Annotated in this window: 16 protein-coding genes; 7 read left to right on the top strand and 9 right to left on the bottom strand. The window is 50.0% G+C overall.

The window, feature by feature from the left end; translation table 11 throughout:
- Nucleotides 1-246: 246 nt before the first annotated feature.
- Entirely contained in the window at nucleotides 247-1068 is an 822-nt protein-coding gene (dapD, locus tag DBY97_RS03400; protein ID WP_004520923.1) for a 2,3,4,5-tetrahydropyridine-2,6-dicarboxylate N-succinyltransferase, read from the top strand.
- A 196-nt stretch (nucleotides 1069-1264) separates the two neighbouring features.
- On the opposite strand, the gene DBY97_RS03395 is transcribed toward dapD, so the two are convergent.
- From DBY97_RS03395 to DBY97_RS03380, 4 genes are all read right to left on the bottom strand, one after another.
- Entirely contained in the window at nucleotides 1265-2059 is a 795-nt protein-coding gene (locus tag DBY97_RS03395) for a glycosyltransferase family 8 protein (RefSeq protein WP_107857421.1), read from the bottom strand.
- A gap of 37 nt (nucleotides 2060-2096) precedes the next feature.
- Complete coding sequence (gene rmuC / locus DBY97_RS03390; protein WP_107857420.1) at nucleotides 2097-3899, bottom strand: DNA recombination protein RmuC; 1803 nt, start codon at nucleotides 3897-3899, stop codon at nucleotides 2097-2099.
- A 1030-nt stretch (nucleotides 3900-4929) separates the two neighbouring features.
- Nucleotides 4930-6294 (bottom strand): tRNA uridine-5-carboxymethylaminomethyl(34) synthesis GTPase MnmE, encoded by a 1365-nt coding sequence (gene mnmE, locus DBY97_RS03385; RefSeq protein WP_107857419.1) that lies wholly within the window; start codon nucleotides 6292-6294, stop codon nucleotides 4930-4932.
- A 125-nt stretch (nucleotides 6295-6419) separates the two neighbouring features.
- On the bottom strand, nucleotides 6420-6650 hold the full coding sequence (locus DBY97_RS03380) for a helix-turn-helix domain-containing protein (protein WP_049344313.1): 231 nt from the start codon (nucleotides 6648-6650) through the stop codon (nucleotides 6420-6422).
- A 103-nt stretch (nucleotides 6651-6753) separates the two neighbouring features.
- Here DBY97_RS03380 and DBY97_RS03375 point away from each other — a divergent pair, with 103 nt between their 5' ends.
- Nucleotides 6754-7209, top strand: a complete 456-nt coding sequence (locus DBY97_RS03375; RefSeq protein WP_049344311.1) for a PH domain-containing protein — start codon at nucleotides 6754-6756, stop codon at nucleotides 7207-7209.
- Nucleotides 7210-7446: 237 nt separating this feature from the next.
- On the opposite strand, the gene DBY97_RS03370 is transcribed toward DBY97_RS03375, so the two are convergent.
- Nucleotides 7447-8103: an NAD(P)-dependent oxidoreductase gene (locus DBY97_RS03370; protein WP_107857418.1), complete on the bottom strand. Its 657-nt coding sequence runs from the start codon at nucleotides 8101-8103 to the stop codon at nucleotides 7447-7449.
- Nucleotides 8104-8223: 120 nt separating this feature from the next.
- Here DBY97_RS03370 and DBY97_RS03365 point away from each other — a divergent pair, with 120 nt between their 5' ends.
- The 4 genes from DBY97_RS03365 to ubiG all read left to right on the top strand — a co-directional run bounded on the left by DBY97_RS03365 (nucleotide 8224) and on the right by ubiG (nucleotide 11260).
- A complete protein-coding gene (locus tag DBY97_RS03365) occupies nucleotides 8224-9114 on the top strand; it encodes a LysR family transcriptional regulator (RefSeq protein WP_107857417.1) in 891 nt (296 codons plus the stop codon).
- Complete coding sequence (locus tag DBY97_RS03360; protein WP_107857416.1) at nucleotides 9111-9383, top strand: GIY-YIG nuclease family protein; 273 nt, start codon at nucleotides 9111-9113, stop codon at nucleotides 9381-9383. The genes DBY97_RS03365 and DBY97_RS03360 overlap by 4 nt, the downstream gene beginning before the upstream one ends.
- Before the next feature lie 467 nt (nucleotides 9384-9850).
- The gene (locus DBY97_RS03355) at nucleotides 9851-10384 is read left to right on the top strand and encodes a c-type cytochrome (RefSeq protein ID WP_070649437.1); all 534 of its coding nucleotides are present in this window, start codon (nucleotides 9851-9853) and stop codon (nucleotides 10382-10384) included.
- A 162-nt stretch (nucleotides 10385-10546) separates the two neighbouring features.
- The gene (gene ubiG, locus DBY97_RS03350) at nucleotides 10547-11260 is read left to right on the top strand and encodes a bifunctional 2-polyprenyl-6-hydroxyphenol methylase/3-demethylubiquinol 3-O-methyltransferase UbiG (RefSeq protein ID WP_199900731.1); all 714 of its coding nucleotides are present in this window, start codon (nucleotides 10547-10549) and stop codon (nucleotides 11258-11260) included.
- A gap of 157 nt (nucleotides 11261-11417) precedes the next feature.
- Here ubiG and DBY97_RS03345 read toward each other — a convergent pair whose 3' ends face one another.
- Both DBY97_RS03345 and DBY97_RS03340 read right to left on the bottom strand, forming a co-directional pair.
- The gene (locus DBY97_RS03345; protein WP_107857414.1) at nucleotides 11418-11888 is read right to left on the bottom strand and encodes a CYTH domain-containing protein; all 471 of its coding nucleotides are present in this window, start codon (nucleotides 11886-11888) and stop codon (nucleotides 11418-11420) included.
- A 38-nt stretch (nucleotides 11889-11926) separates the two neighbouring features.
- A complete protein-coding gene (locus DBY97_RS03340; RefSeq protein WP_107857413.1) occupies nucleotides 11927-12346 on the bottom strand; it encodes a CopD family protein in 420 nt (139 codons plus the stop codon).
- Between the two features lie 234 nt (nucleotides 12347-12580).
- Here DBY97_RS03340 and DBY97_RS03335 point away from each other — a divergent pair, with 234 nt between their 5' ends.
- On the top strand, nucleotides 12581-12844 hold the full coding sequence (locus tag DBY97_RS03335; protein WP_107857412.1) for a hypothetical protein: 264 nt from the start codon (nucleotides 12581-12583) through the stop codon (nucleotides 12842-12844).
- A 357-nt stretch (nucleotides 12845-13201) separates the two neighbouring features.
- Here DBY97_RS03335 and DBY97_RS03330 read toward each other — a convergent pair whose 3' ends face one another.
- Both DBY97_RS03330 and DBY97_RS03325 read right to left on the bottom strand, forming a co-directional pair.
- Nucleotides 13202-15238 carry a M3 family metallopeptidase gene (locus DBY97_RS03330; RefSeq protein ID WP_107857411.1) on the bottom strand — a complete coding sequence of 679 codons (2037 nt, stop codon included), beginning with the start codon at nucleotides 15236-15238 and terminating at the stop codon, nucleotides 13202-13204.
- Nucleotides 15239-15359: 121 nt separating this feature from the next.
- Complete coding sequence (locus DBY97_RS03325) at nucleotides 15360-16226, bottom strand: hypothetical protein (protein WP_070825842.1); 867 nt, start codon at nucleotides 16224-16226, stop codon at nucleotides 15360-15362.
- Between the last annotated feature and the right edge of the window lie 3 nt (nucleotides 16227-16229).

Raw genomic sequence — 16229 nt, 5'->3', positions numbered from 1 at the left:
GTCGGCAGAATCGACAGTTTGCATATTGCGACTGAGAAACCGATTGGAAAATAAATGCCATTCCATTCACTCGAACAGGCCGTCTGAAAATCTTGGCTTAGCCGAAATCCGGCCGTGTAACGCGCGGCGCTCATCATGTTAATAGCTGACGAAATCGCTTTTACATGGCAAAATAATAAGTTAAATATTTGTAATAGGGCGGCCTGAATAGGTTTCAGACGGCCCTGATCTCTTGAAGGAATCAACATGTCTTTGCAAAACATCATTGAAACGGCTTTTGAAAACCGTGCCGAAATCAATCCGAATACCGTTACTCCGGAAGTGCGTGAAGCGGTTTTGGAAACCATTCATCAACTCGACTCTGGCAAGCTGCGCGTTGCCGAACGTTTGGGCGTGGGCGAATGGAAAGTCAACGAATGGGCGAAAAAAGCCGTATTGCTGTCTTTCCGCATTCAGGACAATGAAATCCTCAACGACGGTGTGAACAAATACTTCGACAAAGTGCCGACTAAATTTGCCGATTGGTCTGAAGACGAATTCCGCAGCGCAGGTTTCCGCGCAGTTCCGGGTGCGGTTGCCCGCCGCGGCAGCTTTGTGGCGAAAAATGTCGTGTTGATGCCTTCTTATGTCAATATCGGCGCATACGTTGACGAAGGTGCGATGGTCGATACTTGGGCGACTGTCGGCTCTTGCGCGCAAATCGGTAAAAACGTGCACTTGAGCGGCGGCGTCGGCATCGGCGGCGTACTCGAGCCTCTGCAAGCCAGCCCGACCATTATTGAAGACAACTGCTTCATCGGTGCGCGTTCTGAAATCGTTGAGGGCGTGATTGTCGAAGAAGGCAGCGTGATTTCTATGGGCGTGTTCATCGGTCAATCCACCAAAATCTTTGACCGTACTACCGGCGAAATCTATCAAGGCCGCGTACCGGCTGGCTCTGTTGTCGTATCCGGCAGCATGCCTTCCAAAGACGGCAGCCACAGCCTCTACTGCGCAGTTATCGTCAAACGCGTGGATGCGCAAACCCGTGCGAAAACCAGCGTGAATGAATTGTTGCGCGGTATCTAATCGGATAACGATAACGCTGATTGAAGGTGGTATGCTCACTCTATGGTTAGTTTTGAACAAAAAAACAGGCAGAATGTTCTGCCTGTTTTTTTATGGCTTAAAGGCCGTCTGAAACGATTTCAGACGGCCTTTTGTTTTTGATGATGGGTTGTTTTAAGGTCAATTGAGGCAAGGGAAGGGTATTCCCTGTCTGGGACTACGCTTCCGGCCAGTCGGCGCAATAGTATTGCCAATAGATTTCTTCAAAAGGAATCTTGCCGTAATCGCACAACCACGGTTTGGCGCGTGTGGTGTAGTGGATAACGGGCGGGACGGTGTCAGGTTTGGGGAATACTTCGCTGAGATTTCGTTTTTGGAAATATTGGACTGCGCCGGTTTGGAAATTCCAAGATTCTTCCAATTGCAGCCAATTTTTTTGAAATACGGTGTTTAGAAAGCATTGGTCGCCGTAGGGAACGGATTTGTCAATGGTGGTAGCAGTTTGCAGCAGTTGCGCCGCGATATTCTGTTCCCGCCATTGCGCCAGGTCGACCAACAACATACCAGAATTGAAATAGGGTGTGGTGTGCAGTCCGGTCGGATGGTTCCAATCGGTACGGGCGAGATAGGAATCTTGTACGGCGGCGACGGGATAGCCGCGCATATCGAGGTTGAATAAATCGTGCAGGGATTGGGTAACCACCATATCGCTGTCGAGATACAGGGCGCGGTCGACAGGCAGGTGCTGCATCATCAGACGAAAAAATGCGGCATCCGAAATATGGGGTAGGCGGCGATATTGGCTGAAGTCCATCTCGATTTTGACATCATTCAGACGGCTGCCGCTGGCTGCGAGCTTTTGGTTGGTATAGTTGATCCATTCCCGCCTGAAGGTATTGTGCATAAGGTAGAAATTGACATTTTTGTTGTGGGTACAGACGGACTTCATCAGTGTATGAACCTGCTCGGCATAGCCGGTATCGGCGGCAAGGACGATGGTGATGTTGCTCATTGGTTAAATTCCTTTATTTGCAATGCCTTAAATTTTATCAGTCATTTTCTTGGGCTTGTGCGGTCGGTAAGGCGGCGTGGTCTTCGTTTTCCAACATGGCTTTTTTTAATAAATCGCGTTGCAGCTGTTTGCCGGCTTTGATGCCCAATTTGCGCAGTTTTTCAGTGCTGCTGATGAGGTTGCCCCTGCCGGAAACCAAGCGGCTGTAGGCCGTCTGAAACTGGGATTGAGCCTGACCGAGCGCTTTATTGATGCCGTCCATGCTTTCGACAAAGCCGACAAATTTGTCATAAAGTTTGCTGCCTGCTTCGGCAATCGCCAGCGCGTTTTGGTTTTGCTGCTCGTTGCGCCAGATGTTGGCAACGGTGCGCAGGGTGGCAAGCAGGGTGCTGGGGCCGGTCAGCATGATGCGTTTGTCGAAACACTCTTGGAAGAGGTTTGGATCATGTTGCAGGGCGAGGAGGTAGGCCGGTTCGACAGGGACGAACATAAAGACGAAGTCCAACGTTTTGACGCCTTCAAGGTCGGTGTAATCTTTTGCTGCCAAGCTTTTGATGTGGGCGCGGATACTGGCGACGTGGTTGGCAAGCTCGCGCTCTGCTTCTGCGCCGGTGCTTTGCGTATAGCGGACGTAGGCAGTCAGCGATACTTTGGAGTCGATGACGATTTGTTTGTTGTCGGGCAGATTGATGAGGACGTCGGGCTGGAGGCGGCGCTGGGTGCCGTCTGTTTCGTGGCGGACGCTGGAAGCTTGGACGATGTATTCGCGACCTTTTTGCAGGCCGGAATTTTCCAATACGCTTTCCAAAATCATCTCGCCCCAGTTGCCTTGGATTTTGTTTTGCGTGCCGATCAGCGCGGTGGTCAGCGCTTTGGCATCGTGGTGGAGCTGGGTGTTGAGGGTTTGCAGGCGTTTGAGCTCGTTTTCGATGGTCAGGCGTTCTTTGGCTTCTTTTTCATAAGTTTGCTGAACCAGCTCGCTGAAGCCGTGTATGCGTTCGTTGAGCGGATTGAGCAGTTGCTGGAGATGGTCGTGGTTTTGCTCGGTAAAGCGGCGGCTTTTCTCTTCCAGAATAGTGTTGGCGAGGTTTTGAAACTGGTCGCTCAGGTTTTTACGCGCATCTGCCAATAGAGCCAATTTTTCTTCGGCAGCCTGACGGTCTTTTTCCGATTGGGTGTTGAGGCGCTCGTTTTGGACTTGCAGCGCGTGGTTTTGCTCCAAAAGGGCGGCGTATTCTTGTTTCAGACGGCCTTTTTCGGCTTCCTGTTGCTGTAAAAGGCTGTTTTTGTCGTCGATATTGGCTTTTTCTTGCGCCAGTTGTGTGGAGAGGCGTTCGTTTTGGACTTGCAGCGCGTGGTTTTGCTCCAAAAGTGTGTCGTATTCTTGTTTCAGACGGCCTTTTTCCGCTTCCTGTTGTTGCAAAAGCGTATTTTTATCCGCGCTCAAGGCCTGCTCTTGAACCAGCTGCGTGTTTAGGCGTTCGTTGTTGATTTGCAGGTTTTGCGCGCTTTGCTGCCATTTTGCACATTCGTGTTTTAAAGCTTCGGCTTCGGCCTCGCAATCTTGCAGATAGGCAATTTGTTTTTCGGCTGCGGCAAAGCGGTTGCCCGTCTCCTGCAATTCGTCTTGCAATTCCTGCACGGTATGGCGGCTTTGCGCCAAGTCTGCCGCAGTCTGAGCCTGCACCTGCTCGGCAAACTCATGCAGGCGGCGGGCTTCGGCCAATTCTTGTAAAACGGTAAAGTGTCGGCTTTGGGCTTGGTAGCGTGTTATCAGCCAAGCAAACAGCGCGCCGATAAAAAATGCGGCCGCGCCGGTCAGGATTAGGGTGGTGTTCATGCTGGAAATAGTCAATACGCGGAATGTTTCACTATATCATATATTTGCAGCGCATTTTATGGTCGGATGTGTGCGGGTAACGTGGGTTTTCTTTTAAAAGAAGCTATCAAGGGTATTGGTTTTGACTAATTGAATATTTTTGTTGTAAAAAATATAAATTTATAAGATATTGAATTCTAAAATGTATTTTATTTAGAGTGCAATTTTGCAACAAAAAAGTGGGATTTTATGGGGGGAATGAAACACGTTTGTAGTGCGTATGTAATCAAGACATCGGTGTCATTTGGTAAGACATCGGTGTCATTTTCAAAAAATAATGAAAATTAACAAAAAATATTAGTATGTTTGATTTTTGAGCTATATATTTACGATTAAACTGTATTAGTTTACATTTAAAACGGTATGATTCGCCCTGTCGGTAGCGCAGATGCCGATGAAAAAATGTGTATGTTGTTAAATAACATTTTGTTTCTATGAAAAAGGACTACTTAAAATGGGAAATTTAATAACGCTTGCTGCCGCTTCTTTAATCGGTATGTCCGGAATATCGGCTTCTGCCATCGGCATCTCCCATAATATCGAAACGGCCATACACAAATAATTCAATTATAAACGAATCAATTACAATACCTTAGAAAACGCAACTTAGGCCGTTTTTCGGCCGACAGACAAGAAAGTGAGACAAACAATGAAAACTTTAATCAAACTGGCTGCAGCCTCTTTAATCGGCATGTCCGGCCTGACCGTCGGTGCAACCAATATTGCCCACAATATGGCTGATGCCGACAAATAAAAACACACAACGCTTCCTCAAATTAATACACAGAAAAGAGTCAGAATGAAAACATTAATCAAATTGGCCGCGGCTTCTCTGATCGGCATGTCCGGTTTGACAGTGGGTGCGACCAATATCGCAAAAAATATGGCAGAAGCTGCCAATAAATAAACGCAAGTGAAATTAAGCTTGTTTTGGTGATAAAAAAGGCCGTCTGAACATTCAGACGGCCTTTTTATTTGATGGTAAACCGTTTTATTTGCCGATACAGAAGCGCGAGAAAATCACGCCCAGCAAATCGTCGGCGGTAAATTCACCGGTGATTTCGCTGCACGCGTTTTGGGCGAGGCGCAGGTGTTCGGCGAAAAGCTCGATTTGGTTGTTGTTGCAGAGTGCGGCGTTTTCCAGCTCGGCTTCGGCTTCGTGCAGGGCGTTGAGGTGGCGGCTACGGGCGAGGAACAGGCTTTCGCTTTCGCCCTGCCAGCCGACTTCCTGCAACAGCGCGTGTTTGAGCAAGTCGAGACCCGCGCCGGTTTTGGCAGATAGGCTGATGACACTTTCCGCGCCGGTTTGCGTGAGGCCGTCTGAACGGACGGCGACAGGTTCGCCGGTCAGGTCGGCTTTGTTGTGGATTTCGATTTTTTTCAAACCTTCGGGCAGGCTGTTCAAAATGGCTTGGGTTTTGGCGTTCACGCCTTCGCGCGGGTCAATCAGAATCAGGGCGATATCGGCTTCGGAGACGGCTTTGCGGCTGCGCTCGATACCGATTTGTTCGACCACGTCGTCGGTTTCACGCAGGCCGGCAGTGTCGATGATGTGAACGGGTACGCCGTCGAGGGTGATTTGTTCGCGCACGGTGTCGCGGGTGGTGCCGGCGATGTCGGTTACGATGGCGATGTCGTCGCCAGCCAAGGCGTTGAGCAGACTGGATTTGCCGACGTTGGGCGCACCGACGAGGACGACGTTCATGCCTTCGCGCAAAATCGCGCCTTGTTCCGCACTGGCAAGCACGGTTTTCAGACGGCCTTGCAGGGCTTGGAGCTTGCCGCGCGCGTCGGCGGCTTCGAGAAAGTCGATGTCTTCTTCAGGGAAGTCCAGCGTAGCTTCGACCAACATCCGCAAGGTAATAAGGTCGTCCACAAGCTCGTGTATGTGTTGGGAAAACGCGCCTTTGAGCGAACGCAACGCCATACGTGCGGCGGACTTGCTGGAGGCGTCGATGAGGTCGGCGACACTTTCGGCTTGGGCAAGGTCGAGCTTGTTGTTGAGGAAGGCGCGTTTGGTAAATTCGCCCGGCTCCGCCATGCGCGCACCCAGTTCGAGGCAGCGCGAGAGCAACATGTCCATTACGACGGGGCCACCGTGTCCCTGCAACTCAATCACATCTTCACCGGTAAAGCTGGCTGGCGCGGCGAAGTAGAGCAGGATGCCGTTGTCTATCGGCTGTCCGTCGCCGCCGAGAAAGTCGGTGTAAAGCGCGGTGCGCGGTTTGGGCGTTTTGCCGCCGCTGAGGGTTTGCGCCAAAGGCAGCAGGTTTTTGCCGGAAAGACGGATCACACCGACGCCGCCGCGTCCGGGAGCGGTGGCGATGGCGGCGATGGTGGGTTGGGTTGCGGACATGAGAACTCGCGTATAGGTAAATTTAATGTGCGTATTATAGCAAAAGGCCGTCTGAAACTTTGGGTTTTGGGGTTTCAGACGACCTTTTTAGCAGATTGGCAATGTGGGCGTACTACTTGAACGGTTCAAGTATTTTTAATTTCCAAATCATCCGGCAGTAAGTCGTGTACGGAGCAGTTTAAAGCAGAAGACAGTTGATATAGTTTATCAACCGTTATGTTGACCTCCCCCCTTTCTATTCTACCCATATAGCTTCTGTCTATATCGGCAAGTAAGGCTAAGCTTTCTTGGTTGATATTAGACTGTTTGCGGATTTCTCGGATTTTTATACCTATCAAAACACTGATTTTACTCATGAGATTTGTCTTCACAAATCTCAAAATATCCAATTTTGACGCTTATTTATCCACGGATTATAATCCGTATTTTTGGAAAATATCTAAATGTGGAGAACGTTAAATGGCAAGTTATATTGAAAGCTCTTTAGGGCGAGGTGAACGTATTGTTTATAAAGCGCAAGTATCGTGGTTTTCCCAATTCTGGAGGATTTTTTTCGGTATCCTGCTGTTGATGTGGGTAATCGGTATCGTATTTATAGTGTTCGCGGTATTGAATGTAATGACAACCGAGCTTGCTTTAACTAACAAAAGGGTTATCGCTAAGTTTGGCTTTATCCGCCGGCAAACAATTGAGATAAATATCAACCGTATCGAAAGTATTTCGGTAAATCAAGGTTTTTGGGGCAGGATTTTCAATTATGGCTCCGTAGTGGTCAGAGGGACGGGCGGCAGTCATGCTCCGATTCCTTATATCGCTCGACCAATGGAGTTCCGTCAACAATTCAATGATTTTATAGATAACGAAATTGGTGGGGGCTCGAAAAATCAAATTGAATTAAAACCGCCTGCCGTTTGAGGTGGGTGGAAACGGTGGTTTTTGTTTTATATAGCCCAATTACTTTATTTTCGATACGCAATACCTATTGCCGTCATTTCCGCGCAGGTGGGACTGACGAGGTTGGAAGCCTTGAAATATCGGAAGTTAGTTATGTTTGCTATAGCAAAATTGTAATTAAATATTTATTTCTATCGATCCGAATATGAAAAGGCCGTCTGAAACTTTGGGTTTCAGACGGCCTTTAAATTAAGATGATTAAACAGCGGCGACGGTAAAACGTTCAAACAAATGCGCTTTGTTTTCCACATCGTCGGCGATGGCGACTGCCAAATCGGCCACGCTGATGCCTGCCGGAATTTCACCGTCCATCAGCAAATCGTCTTTGCCCAAGCGGTATTTGCCGGTTTTGTCTTCGCTGAAACCGCCGTCTGCACCCAGTCGTGCCGGAGGGGAAACGAAAGACCAGTTTACGTCGCGGCGCGGCAGGAGTTCTGCCAAGAGATGGCGTGCGGCATTGGCGCCGTCGAAAATTTCTTTCGGGAAGTCGGGCGTATCGATAACTTGCAAACCGGGTGCCACATACAGGCTGCCTGCGCCGCCAACGACCAATAAATAAGGCACTTGCGCTGCTTTTGCCGCTTCGACGATGCTGTTTGCGCCGCGTGTGAAATCCGCGCCGATGTTGGGATTGGTCCAGCCCGGGTTGAACGCGCTGACTACGGCATCAAAACCGGCCAGTTTGTCGGCAAAATCTGCTGCGTTGACATCTGCGGAGACGGCGGCAACATTTTGCGCTTGGAACACTTTGTCTGTGTTGCGGGCGAAAGCAGTCACTTCATGACCGCGGCCTGCCAATTCTTGAACGACTGCGTTGCCGACATAACCTGTTGCACCGATAACTGCGATTTTCATATTTAACTCCTTGTGGGGATGTGATTGATTAGATGAGTGCATTGTAAGGCCGTCTGAAATGCTTGATAATCCCTGATTTACTGTTATTATTGTGAAGTTAAACTAAACAATTATTTCTAAATGCAAGACATCAAACCCCTGCTTGTTTTCGCTGCCGTCCTCGAACATGGCAGCATGAATGCCGCCGCTGCCGCGCTGGGCATGACCCCGTCTGCTGTCAGCCAGCACATCAATCGCCTCGAAACCCTGCACGGCATCAAGCTGTTAAACCGCAGTACGCGCAGCCTTGCGCCTACCGATGCCGGCCGAGCCTTGGGCGAATACTGCCGCCGTCTCGCCGCCACCCTTGCCGATACGCGTACCGTTATCGACAATCTGAAGACCGAGCCCGTCGGCGAATTGCGCATTTCCCTGACGTCTACGGTCATCGAATCCCGCGCTTTTCAGATGGCCTTTTCGCGATTGCAAACCGAGTTCCCTAAAATCCGCCCCGTCCTCAATTTCAGCGATACTTTGGACGACCTGCAACACAATCAGACTGACATCGCCATACGCGGCGGCGACCGGGCTTTGGACGATCCCAACTTGGTTGCGCGCCATCTTGTGACTTGGCCGTACACCATTTGCGCCGCGCCCGATTATCTCGACCGGCATCCGCCCATTACCCATCCCCCTCAGCTTCATGCGCACCGCTGGCTGCATTTTTTACCTGTCCGCACGACCTTGCAAAACGGTGAAGAAAGCTATTTCCTCGACATCGCCGACAGCATTGCCTGTACGCATCTTGCCGCTGTGTGTAGTCTGACCGAAAGCGGATTTGGTTTGTCTTTACAAGTGGGCGGCGAAGTGAGGGAGAAAATTGCACAAGGCCGTCTGAAAGCGGTTTTGCCTGAATGGACATTGCCGCCGGTCAGCCTTTATTTGGTAACGCCTTATCGTGTGCAGTCTGCCAAAACCGAGGTTGCCGTGCGCATTTTTACCGAGAGTTTTGCTAAGGAAGGGGATTTATGAACGCGGAAAATTGGAGCGTTTATCTGATTTTGTGCGAAAACGGCGCGTTTTATTGCGGCATCAGCAACCGTCCTCAAGAGCGATTTGCGGCGCACTTGTCAGGAAAAGGCGCGAAATACACGCGGTTGAACAAGCCTGTCGAGATGCGCATCGTTTCAGACGGCCTGAGCAAAAGTGAAGCGCTGAAACGGGAAATCGGCATTAAGAAATTGACGGCAGAGCAGAAGCGAGGATTGTGGGCTGAAGCTGAAACAATGGCAAAAGGTTAATGGCGGCAATGGATTAAATTGTAGTCGGGATATGAATAACTGCACAAATAGGTAAGCCTGCTGGTGTCTTTTGCATGGCCAAGCGGCAAATGTTTATTAACATGATTCAAAAAGGCCGTCTGAAACCTGATTGGGATTCAGACGGCCTGGTTGGGACGGGGATGGCTTTCAGGTTGATGCTACTCATGGAGAAGTCGGTAAAAAGTTGAATTCTAAAAGAAACTTTGAAAATAAAATGAGTAACTGTTTGAACAATAAAATGAAAGTTATTGCGCTTCATGACAAATGGGGTGAATTTCTATCCGAGTAGAGAGGTGGTGTCAATATGTTTTTCAGTTTTTGTGACAAAATCTGATTTATACCAATATTTATTATAGTGTAGGTCGAAAGTATTAGTTTCTGTGTTAGAATTTTTGAGCTGTTTATATAAAACAGTGATTTAAACTAAAACTAACGAAAGACAGAACATGAACAAATTACTGATTGCCGTAATGATGATGGCTGGTTTGACAGCTTGTTCCCAAGAGGCTAAACAGGAGACTCAAGAGGCTGCTCAAGCCGTTGCATCTGAAGTTAAAACCGAAGCCGCTTCTGCTGCCGATGCGACTGCATCCGCCGCTCAAGAAGCAGCTGATAAGGTTGAAGCCGCTGCCAGCAAAGCAGAGGAAGCCGCCAAACCTGAAGAGGCCGCCAAGCCCGAAGAGAAAGCCGAAGCGCCTGCCGCTGAAGCCAAGCCTGCCGAATCCGCCAAAGTGGACGGCAAAGCTGTTTTTGAAGCGAACTGTAAAGCATGCCACAGCGGCTTGATTCCCGGCGCTCCGGCCGTAGGCAAAAAAGAAGACTGGGCGCCTCGCATTAAACAAGGCAAAGACACCTTGCACAAACACGCCCTCGAAGGCTTTAATTCCATGCCTGCCAAAGGCGGCAACGGCAGCTTAAGCGACGACGAAGTGAAAGCCGCAGTTGACTACATGGCCAACGAATCCGGCGCTAAATTCTAAATCGCACCGATTGAAACGCACCTTGTCACAAGGTGCGTTTTTTATGGATAGGCGGGTGAAAGTTGAAATAGGGTCGATAAACAGGCAAAGGTCGCCTGAAACATTTTATTTTGAAGCGCAATCGGCTAAAATCAGGCGAATTATTTTATGCAGGAGCAAACCATGAGCAATCAACACGACAACGTAGATGCCGGCGAAATCGCCAAGTTCAGCCAAATCGCCGACAAATGGTGGGATAAAAACGGCGAATTCAAGCCCCTGCATGACATCAATCCCTTACGCCTCGACTATATCGACGGCTATGCCGGATTGGCAGGCAAACACGTGCTGGATGTAGGCTGTGGCGGCGGTATTTTGTCGGAAAGTATGGCCAAACGTGGCGCAGAACACGTGACCGGCATCGATATGGCGGAAAAATCCCTGCAAACTGCCGCTGCCCATGCGGCCGATCAACACGTTGCCAATATCGATTACCGCTGCATCCGCGTCGAAGACCTCGCCGCCGAGCAGCCGCACAGCTTTGACGTGGTAACGTGTATGGAAATGATGGAACACGTTCCCGATCCGGCCGCCATCGTTCAAGCCTGTGCGAAACTGGTCAAACCAGACGGCATGGTGTTTTTCTCCACCATCAACCGCAATCCCAAATCTTATCTGCATCTGATTGTCGGTGCAGAATATCTGTTGAAATTCGTCCCCAAAGGCACGCACGACTGGAAAAAATTCATCACGCCGGCAGAACTCGCGCGCATGTGTCGCCAAGCCGGATTGGATACCGTCGGCAGCAAGGGCATGACCTACAATTTGTTGAGCGGCCGTTATTCCTTGTGCGACTCAACCGAAGTCAACTATATGGTTGCCTGCCGTCCGGCGTAAGGTTACACGGATAAAGCACACGGGCTTGCCCAATATTTGAAACGGTATGCCGAAAGCAGCTCGATTCAAATATCGGTAAGGCAAATCAGGCCGTCTGAAAAGAAAAAAGGCATGTGCGATACATGCCTTTTTTGTATGTGCAGTGCAGTTGTCGCCCTTATTCCGTCCAAGACGAATACGGATGTTTGCTCAGATACGCATTGGTGAATTTACCGTCTGCTGTGATTTCCTTGCCCAGCCAAGACGGTTTGGGAAATTCAGTATCTTCAGACGGCAATTCGATTTCCGCCACAATCAATGGTGCATTGTCGCCAAAATATTCGTCGATTTCATACACAAAGCCTTCAAATTCGGCCCGGTAGCGGTATTTTTCCATTTTAAACGGGCACATGTCCGCCATCATCGCTTGCGCGTGAGCCAGCGGAATTTCGTATTCAAACTCGCTGCGCGTCATGTCGGAAATATAGCCTTTCAGGGTCAGCCAGGCTTGCGAACCGATAATCCGCACGCGGATGGTGCGCTCTTTTTCCACGCTCAAATAGCCCTGTTGCAACACCAGCGGCTCGCTTGCCGCTTCGCGCCAACTGTCATCCGCCAGCAAAAAGCGGCGTTCGATTTCGACCGTCATGAATTCTTTCCTTACTTACCAAACAGGCCGTCTGAAGATTAAAACGGCTTGAAAACCACCATATAAAGCGCGGCCACCATCATCAATACGGGGAGTTCGTTGAATACCCGATACCAGCGGTGCGAATACATATTGCTGCCGTTTTGAAAACGGCGCAGCAGCAGGCCGCAATAAAGCTGATAAGCCAAGAGCAGCAGGCCGCACAATAATTTAACCGCCAGCCAGCCGTTGCTCCACCAATTGTTAACAAACCCGATGGCCGCGCCAAATATTAGCGTTCCCCAGCCCAAAGGCGACATAAAGCGGTACAGCCTGCGCGACATATCCGTCAGCCGTACATATTCCACGCTGCCGGGTTCCAATTGTGCCAGATTCACATAAATCCGCGGCAGATAAAACAGTCCCGCAAACCAAGAAATTACAAAAAACACATGCAGTAGCTTAAACCACAAATACATTTCAGACGGCCTCAAAACCTAAAACCATTATTTTATCCGCAATACTGCTTAAGCTAAAACAAAATAGTCAAAACAATCCGATTTAGTGCGCCGCAACAATGTGTTGCAGGCACAAATTTACCCAAAAGCCAAATTGTAAATTTCGCAACAATATGCAAGTTAAGATATGCACGATGCAAAAAACTTGTTAGAATCCTATGCTATTTAATTATAAAAACATTATGGACGGAAAACATGAAACAATTCGAAATCAGCAACAGCGTCAGGAAAGAGCTTAGCAACTACCTGAATACGCGCAATCTAAACCTCAAAGCCGCCATGGACAACGAAACAACCAATGGAGAAGTCGCCGCCATCGTTCATGCAGGATTGCCGGCGATGATTCGGAAAATCTATTCTTTGGAAAAAATGAAAACCTTTTTCTGGACGAAAAAAGATTTGATGATGGAGTTTATCAATATGCGCTTGGATGCCGACGATAAAAAGGGCAAAAACTAATTTTAGCGTTGAGCTGGGGGAGATAGGGGTTGGAAATGCGGACTTCTATTTTTCTCGAAAATCTTGTTAGGGATAGGACGCACTTATTGTTCCTAATAAGTTTTGACAACCGAAAGGCCGTCTGAAATTCAAATGATAGGGCATGGGAACATGCCCTGTTTTTATGGGCGGCTTGTCCGCATTGGGAAAATATTGAGCTTGGCAACCGTTGCGGCGTTCCGCACAGGGTGGTTTTATCGGCTGAATATTTTTATATTTGTTTTGCTGAACATATTGAATGGATTATAAAAAGGCCGTCTGAAACATTTCAGACGGCCTTTAGCGTTGAATCAGCAATTAAAACGGCGGGTTTTCAAATCAAGCTGCGTTGTCGAAACCGCTGTGGCGGAGCAGGGCATCCAGGCTTGGTTCGCGGTCGCGGAAGGCTTTGAAGGATTCGGCTGCACTGCGCGAACCGCCGACGGCCAGTATTTCTTTCCAGAAGCGGCGGCCGGTTTCGGCAACGTCGTCGCTTTCTTCAAAAGCGGCGTAAGCGTCTGCACTCAAAACTTCCGCCCATGCGTAGCTGTAATAGCCTGCGGAGTAGCCGCCGGCGAAGATGTGGCTGAAGCTCAAGGCAAAACGGTTGTATGCCGGCGGTTGGGTTACGGCGACTTCTTGACGCACTTTGTCCAAGATTTGCGGCCATTCTTTCAGACGGCCTTCATCTTCCTGATGGTAGATTTCCATGTCGAAGATGGCAAATTCCATTTGGCGGACGAGGAACATACCGCGTTGGAAGTTTTTAGCCGCGTGCATTTTGTCGAACAGCTCTTTCGGCAATACCGCGCCGGTTTCTTCGTGCGAGGACATTTGCGCCAATACGTCGTATTCCCAGACGAAGTTTTCCATGAATTGGCTGGGCAGCTCGACCGCGTCCCATTCGACGCCGTTGATGCCGGATACGCCCACTTCGTCAACTTGGGTCAACAAGTGGTGCAGGCCGTGGCCGGTTTCGTGGAAGAGGGTGATGATTTCGTCGTGGCTCAAACGCGCTTCTTTGTCGCCTACAGGCGGGGTGAAGTTGCAGACGAGGTAGGCGGTCGGCAGTTGCAGCGTCCCATCGGCGAAACGGCGGCGGCTTTTGTAGCCGTCCATCCATGCGCCGCCGCGTTTGCCTTCGCGTGCGTACAAGTCCATGTAAACGCTGCCGATGGTTTGGCCGTCTTGTTTCAGCTCGAAATAGCGCACGTCTTTGTGCCAAACGGGGACGGTTTTTTCAGCCAGCTCGATGCCGTACAGTTTTTTGATTTGGGCAAACAGGCCTGCCAAGACTTTGCTGATAGGGAAGTATTTTTTCACTTCGGCTTCGCTGAAGGCGTATTTGGCTTGGCGCAGTTTTTCGGCGGCGTAGCTCAAATCCCACGATTGAGGGTCTTCGATATTCAGGTTTTCGCGCGCAAAGGCCTTGATCTCGGCAAAGTCTTTTTCGGCAAACGGTTTGGCGCGGCGGGCAAGGTCGTGCAGGAAGTTTAAAACCTGTTCGGGCGTATCCGCCATTTTGGTTGCCAGCGACAGCTCGGCGTAGTTTTTGAAGCCGAGCAGTTTGGCGGTTTTCAATGCGTTTTCGAGGGTGCGGTCGATGTTGGCCGTATTGTCGAATTTGCCGTCGTCGGACAATTCGCTGGCGCGGGTAACGTAGGCGCGGTAGATTTGTTCGCGCAGTTCGCGGTTGTCGGCGTATTGGATGACGGCGAGGTAGTGCGGAATTTGCAGGCCGATTTTGTAGCCTGTTTTGCCTTCGCTTTGCGCGGCGGCGGCAAACATGGCGATGGAGTCTTCGGGAATGCCGGCAAGCGGTGCTGCATCGTCAAAGTAAATGCCGAAAGCGTCGGTTGCGTCTTGGATGTTTTGTGCGAATTTGGCACCCAGTTGCGCGCCTTCGGTTTGCAGTTGCGCCAGTTCTGCCTGCTGTTCGGGCGGCAATTCGGCACCGCTGAGGACGAAATCGCGCAAGTCGTGGTTGAGCTTGGTTTGCTGCGCCGGGGAAAGGGTGTCGAATTCGGCAGAATTTTTGATGATTTTGAAGCGGTTGTACAACTCGATGTCTTGACCGATTTCGGTGAAGAAGATGGTGATTTCTGGCATCAATTCGTTGTATACGGCACGCAATTCGGGCGTGTCGACCACGGAGTTGAGATGGGAAACCACGCTCCAAATGCGGCCGATGCGTTCGGTAATGTCGGTCAGTTTTTCGACAGTGTTTGCCCAGTCGGTGTGCGTTTGCGCTTTGATGGCGGCGATTTGTTCGCGCGCTTCGGCAATGGCGGTTTGCAGGGCGGGTTTGATGTCTTCGGTTTTGATTTGGTCGAAACGGGGTTCTTCGCCCAAGTGGAGCAGGACGTTGTCGCTCATATGGTTTCTCCTGAATAAGATGGATTCAGACGGCCTTGTGGCCGTCTGAAAAGAAAACGATAGGCGTTATATGGTGGCAGACAGGCAGAATTAAAGTGTCTCGCCTGCCTGTCGGCCAATCTTATTCTGCGCCGCGCGGATTGGCGTGCAATGGCGCAGCCAGCTCGAGGCGCATGGTGGTGCCTTCGGGGGCGTAAACTGCATTAGCAAGATTGGTTTGCAGGGATTCGGCAAACGAGCCGCGATACACTTTTGCGCCTTGGTGGGTCAGGTTGGATTGCACGTCGACGTACACTTCTCCGCCGATTTGACGCCAGAGGTAGCAGAAGGTGTAGTCTTCAGACAGGTAGCGTTTGCTTTCGGGATCGACCATGCAGTCGAAGAAGCGGTAGTGCAGGCCTTTGTTTTCCGGGCTGTAGTCGCTGTCGGAGACGTAGTTCAACTCGGGGTAGGCCTCTATCATTTTTTCAAATACGCTGCGTTTGATAACCATGAAGCCGGTTGGCGCGTCATGGACTTTCATAAAACCGTCTTCATCGACTTTCAATACGATTTCACCGTTTTCATCTTTGTCGTTGGTGTTGACGGTGTAAGAAGTGTACATGCGCTCAAAATCGGCTTGGGTCATGCCGGCCGGAAGGCCTGCTTTCGGCCAGTTTTCGCGTTTGAGCGGATAAACGCCGGCTACAACGTCTTTATCGGCCAAGAGCAGGCGGTAGAATGAGTCGGGAGAGAAGCCGATGTCGGAGTCAATCCAGAATAAATGCGTCCATTCTTTGTTTTCCAAAAATTTGGCCACGCAGTTGTTGCGCGCGCGCGTAATCAGGCTTTCGCCGCGCTGCATCATTACTTGCAGCGGCAGGCCGAGGGAGGCGTTGGTGTGGACGATGTTCAGAAGCGAGAGGGTGTAGTTGTGGAAATATTTGCCGTCATGGCTGGGGGTCATAATGACGGGATACATTTCGGCAAGGGCTGATTCGGGCAACATGAC

It is taken from the genome of Neisseria subflava (assembly GCF_003044645.1).
Classification (GTDB): domain Bacteria; phylum Pseudomonadota; class Gammaproteobacteria; order Burkholderiales; family Neisseriaceae; genus Neisseria; species Neisseria subflava_B.
Note: the sequence above shows the minus strand (reverse complement) of the source record. Positions and strands in the feature narration are given on the sequence as shown.

Excerpts from the sequence above, each read along its gene's own strand:
- DBY97_RS03370 (WP_107857418.1), bottom strand. The coding sequence starts at position 8,103 with ATGAAAATCGCAGTTATCGGTGCAACAGGTTATGTCGGCAACGCAGTC.
- DBY97_RS03340 (WP_107857413.1), bottom strand. The coding sequence starts at position 12,346 with ATGTATTTGTGGTTTAAGCTACTGCATGTGTTTTTTGTAATTTCTTGG.
- DBY97_RS03360 (WP_107857416.1), top strand. The coding sequence starts at position 9,111 with ATGAACGCGGAAAATTGGAGCGTTTATCTGATTTTGTGCGAAAACGGC.
- DBY97_RS03325 (WP_070825842.1), bottom strand. The coding sequence starts at position 16,226 with ATGTTGCCCGAATCAGCCCTTGCCGAAATGTATCCCGTCATTATGACC.
- ubiG (WP_199900731.1), top strand. The coding sequence starts at position 10,547 with ATGAGCAATCAACACGACAACGTAGATGCCGGCGAAATCGCCAAGTTC.
- dapD (WP_004520923.1), top strand. The coding sequence starts at position 247 with ATGTCTTTGCAAAACATCATTGAAACGGCTTTTGAAAACCGTGCCGAA.
- DBY97_RS03375 (WP_049344311.1), top strand. The coding sequence starts at position 6,754 with ATGGCAAGTTATATTGAAAGCTCTTTAGGGCGAGGTGAACGTATTGTT.
- DBY97_RS03335 (WP_107857412.1), top strand. The coding sequence starts at position 12,581 with ATGAAACAATTCGAAATCAGCAACAGCGTCAGGAAAGAGCTTAGCAAC.
- DBY97_RS03345 (WP_107857414.1), bottom strand. The coding sequence starts at position 11,888 with ATGACGGTCGAAATCGAACGCCGCTTTTTGCTGGCGGATGACAGTTGG.
- DBY97_RS03355 (WP_070649437.1), top strand. The coding sequence starts at position 9,851 with ATGAACAAATTACTGATTGCCGTAATGATGATGGCTGGTTTGACAGCT.
- rmuC (WP_107857420.1), bottom strand. The coding sequence starts at position 3,899 with ATGAACACCACCCTAATCCTGACCGGCGCGGCCGCATTTTTTATCGGC.
- DBY97_RS03380 (WP_049344313.1), bottom strand. The coding sequence starts at position 6,650 with ATGAGTAAAATCAGTGTTTTGATAGGTATAAAAATCCGAGAAATCCGC.
- mnmE (WP_107857419.1), bottom strand. The coding sequence starts at position 6,294 with ATGTCCGCAACCCAACCCACCATCGCCGCCATCGCCACCGCTCCCGGA.
- DBY97_RS03330 (WP_107857411.1), bottom strand. The coding sequence starts at position 15,238 with ATGAGCGACAACGTCCTGCTCCACTTGGGCGAAGAACCCCGTTTCGAC.
- DBY97_RS03395 (WP_107857421.1), bottom strand. The coding sequence starts at position 2,059 with ATGAGCAACATCACCATCGTCCTTGCCGCCGATACCGGCTATGCCGAG.
- DBY97_RS03365 (WP_107857417.1), top strand. The coding sequence starts at position 8,224 with ATGCAAGACATCAAACCCCTGCTTGTTTTCGCTGCCGTCCTCGAACAT.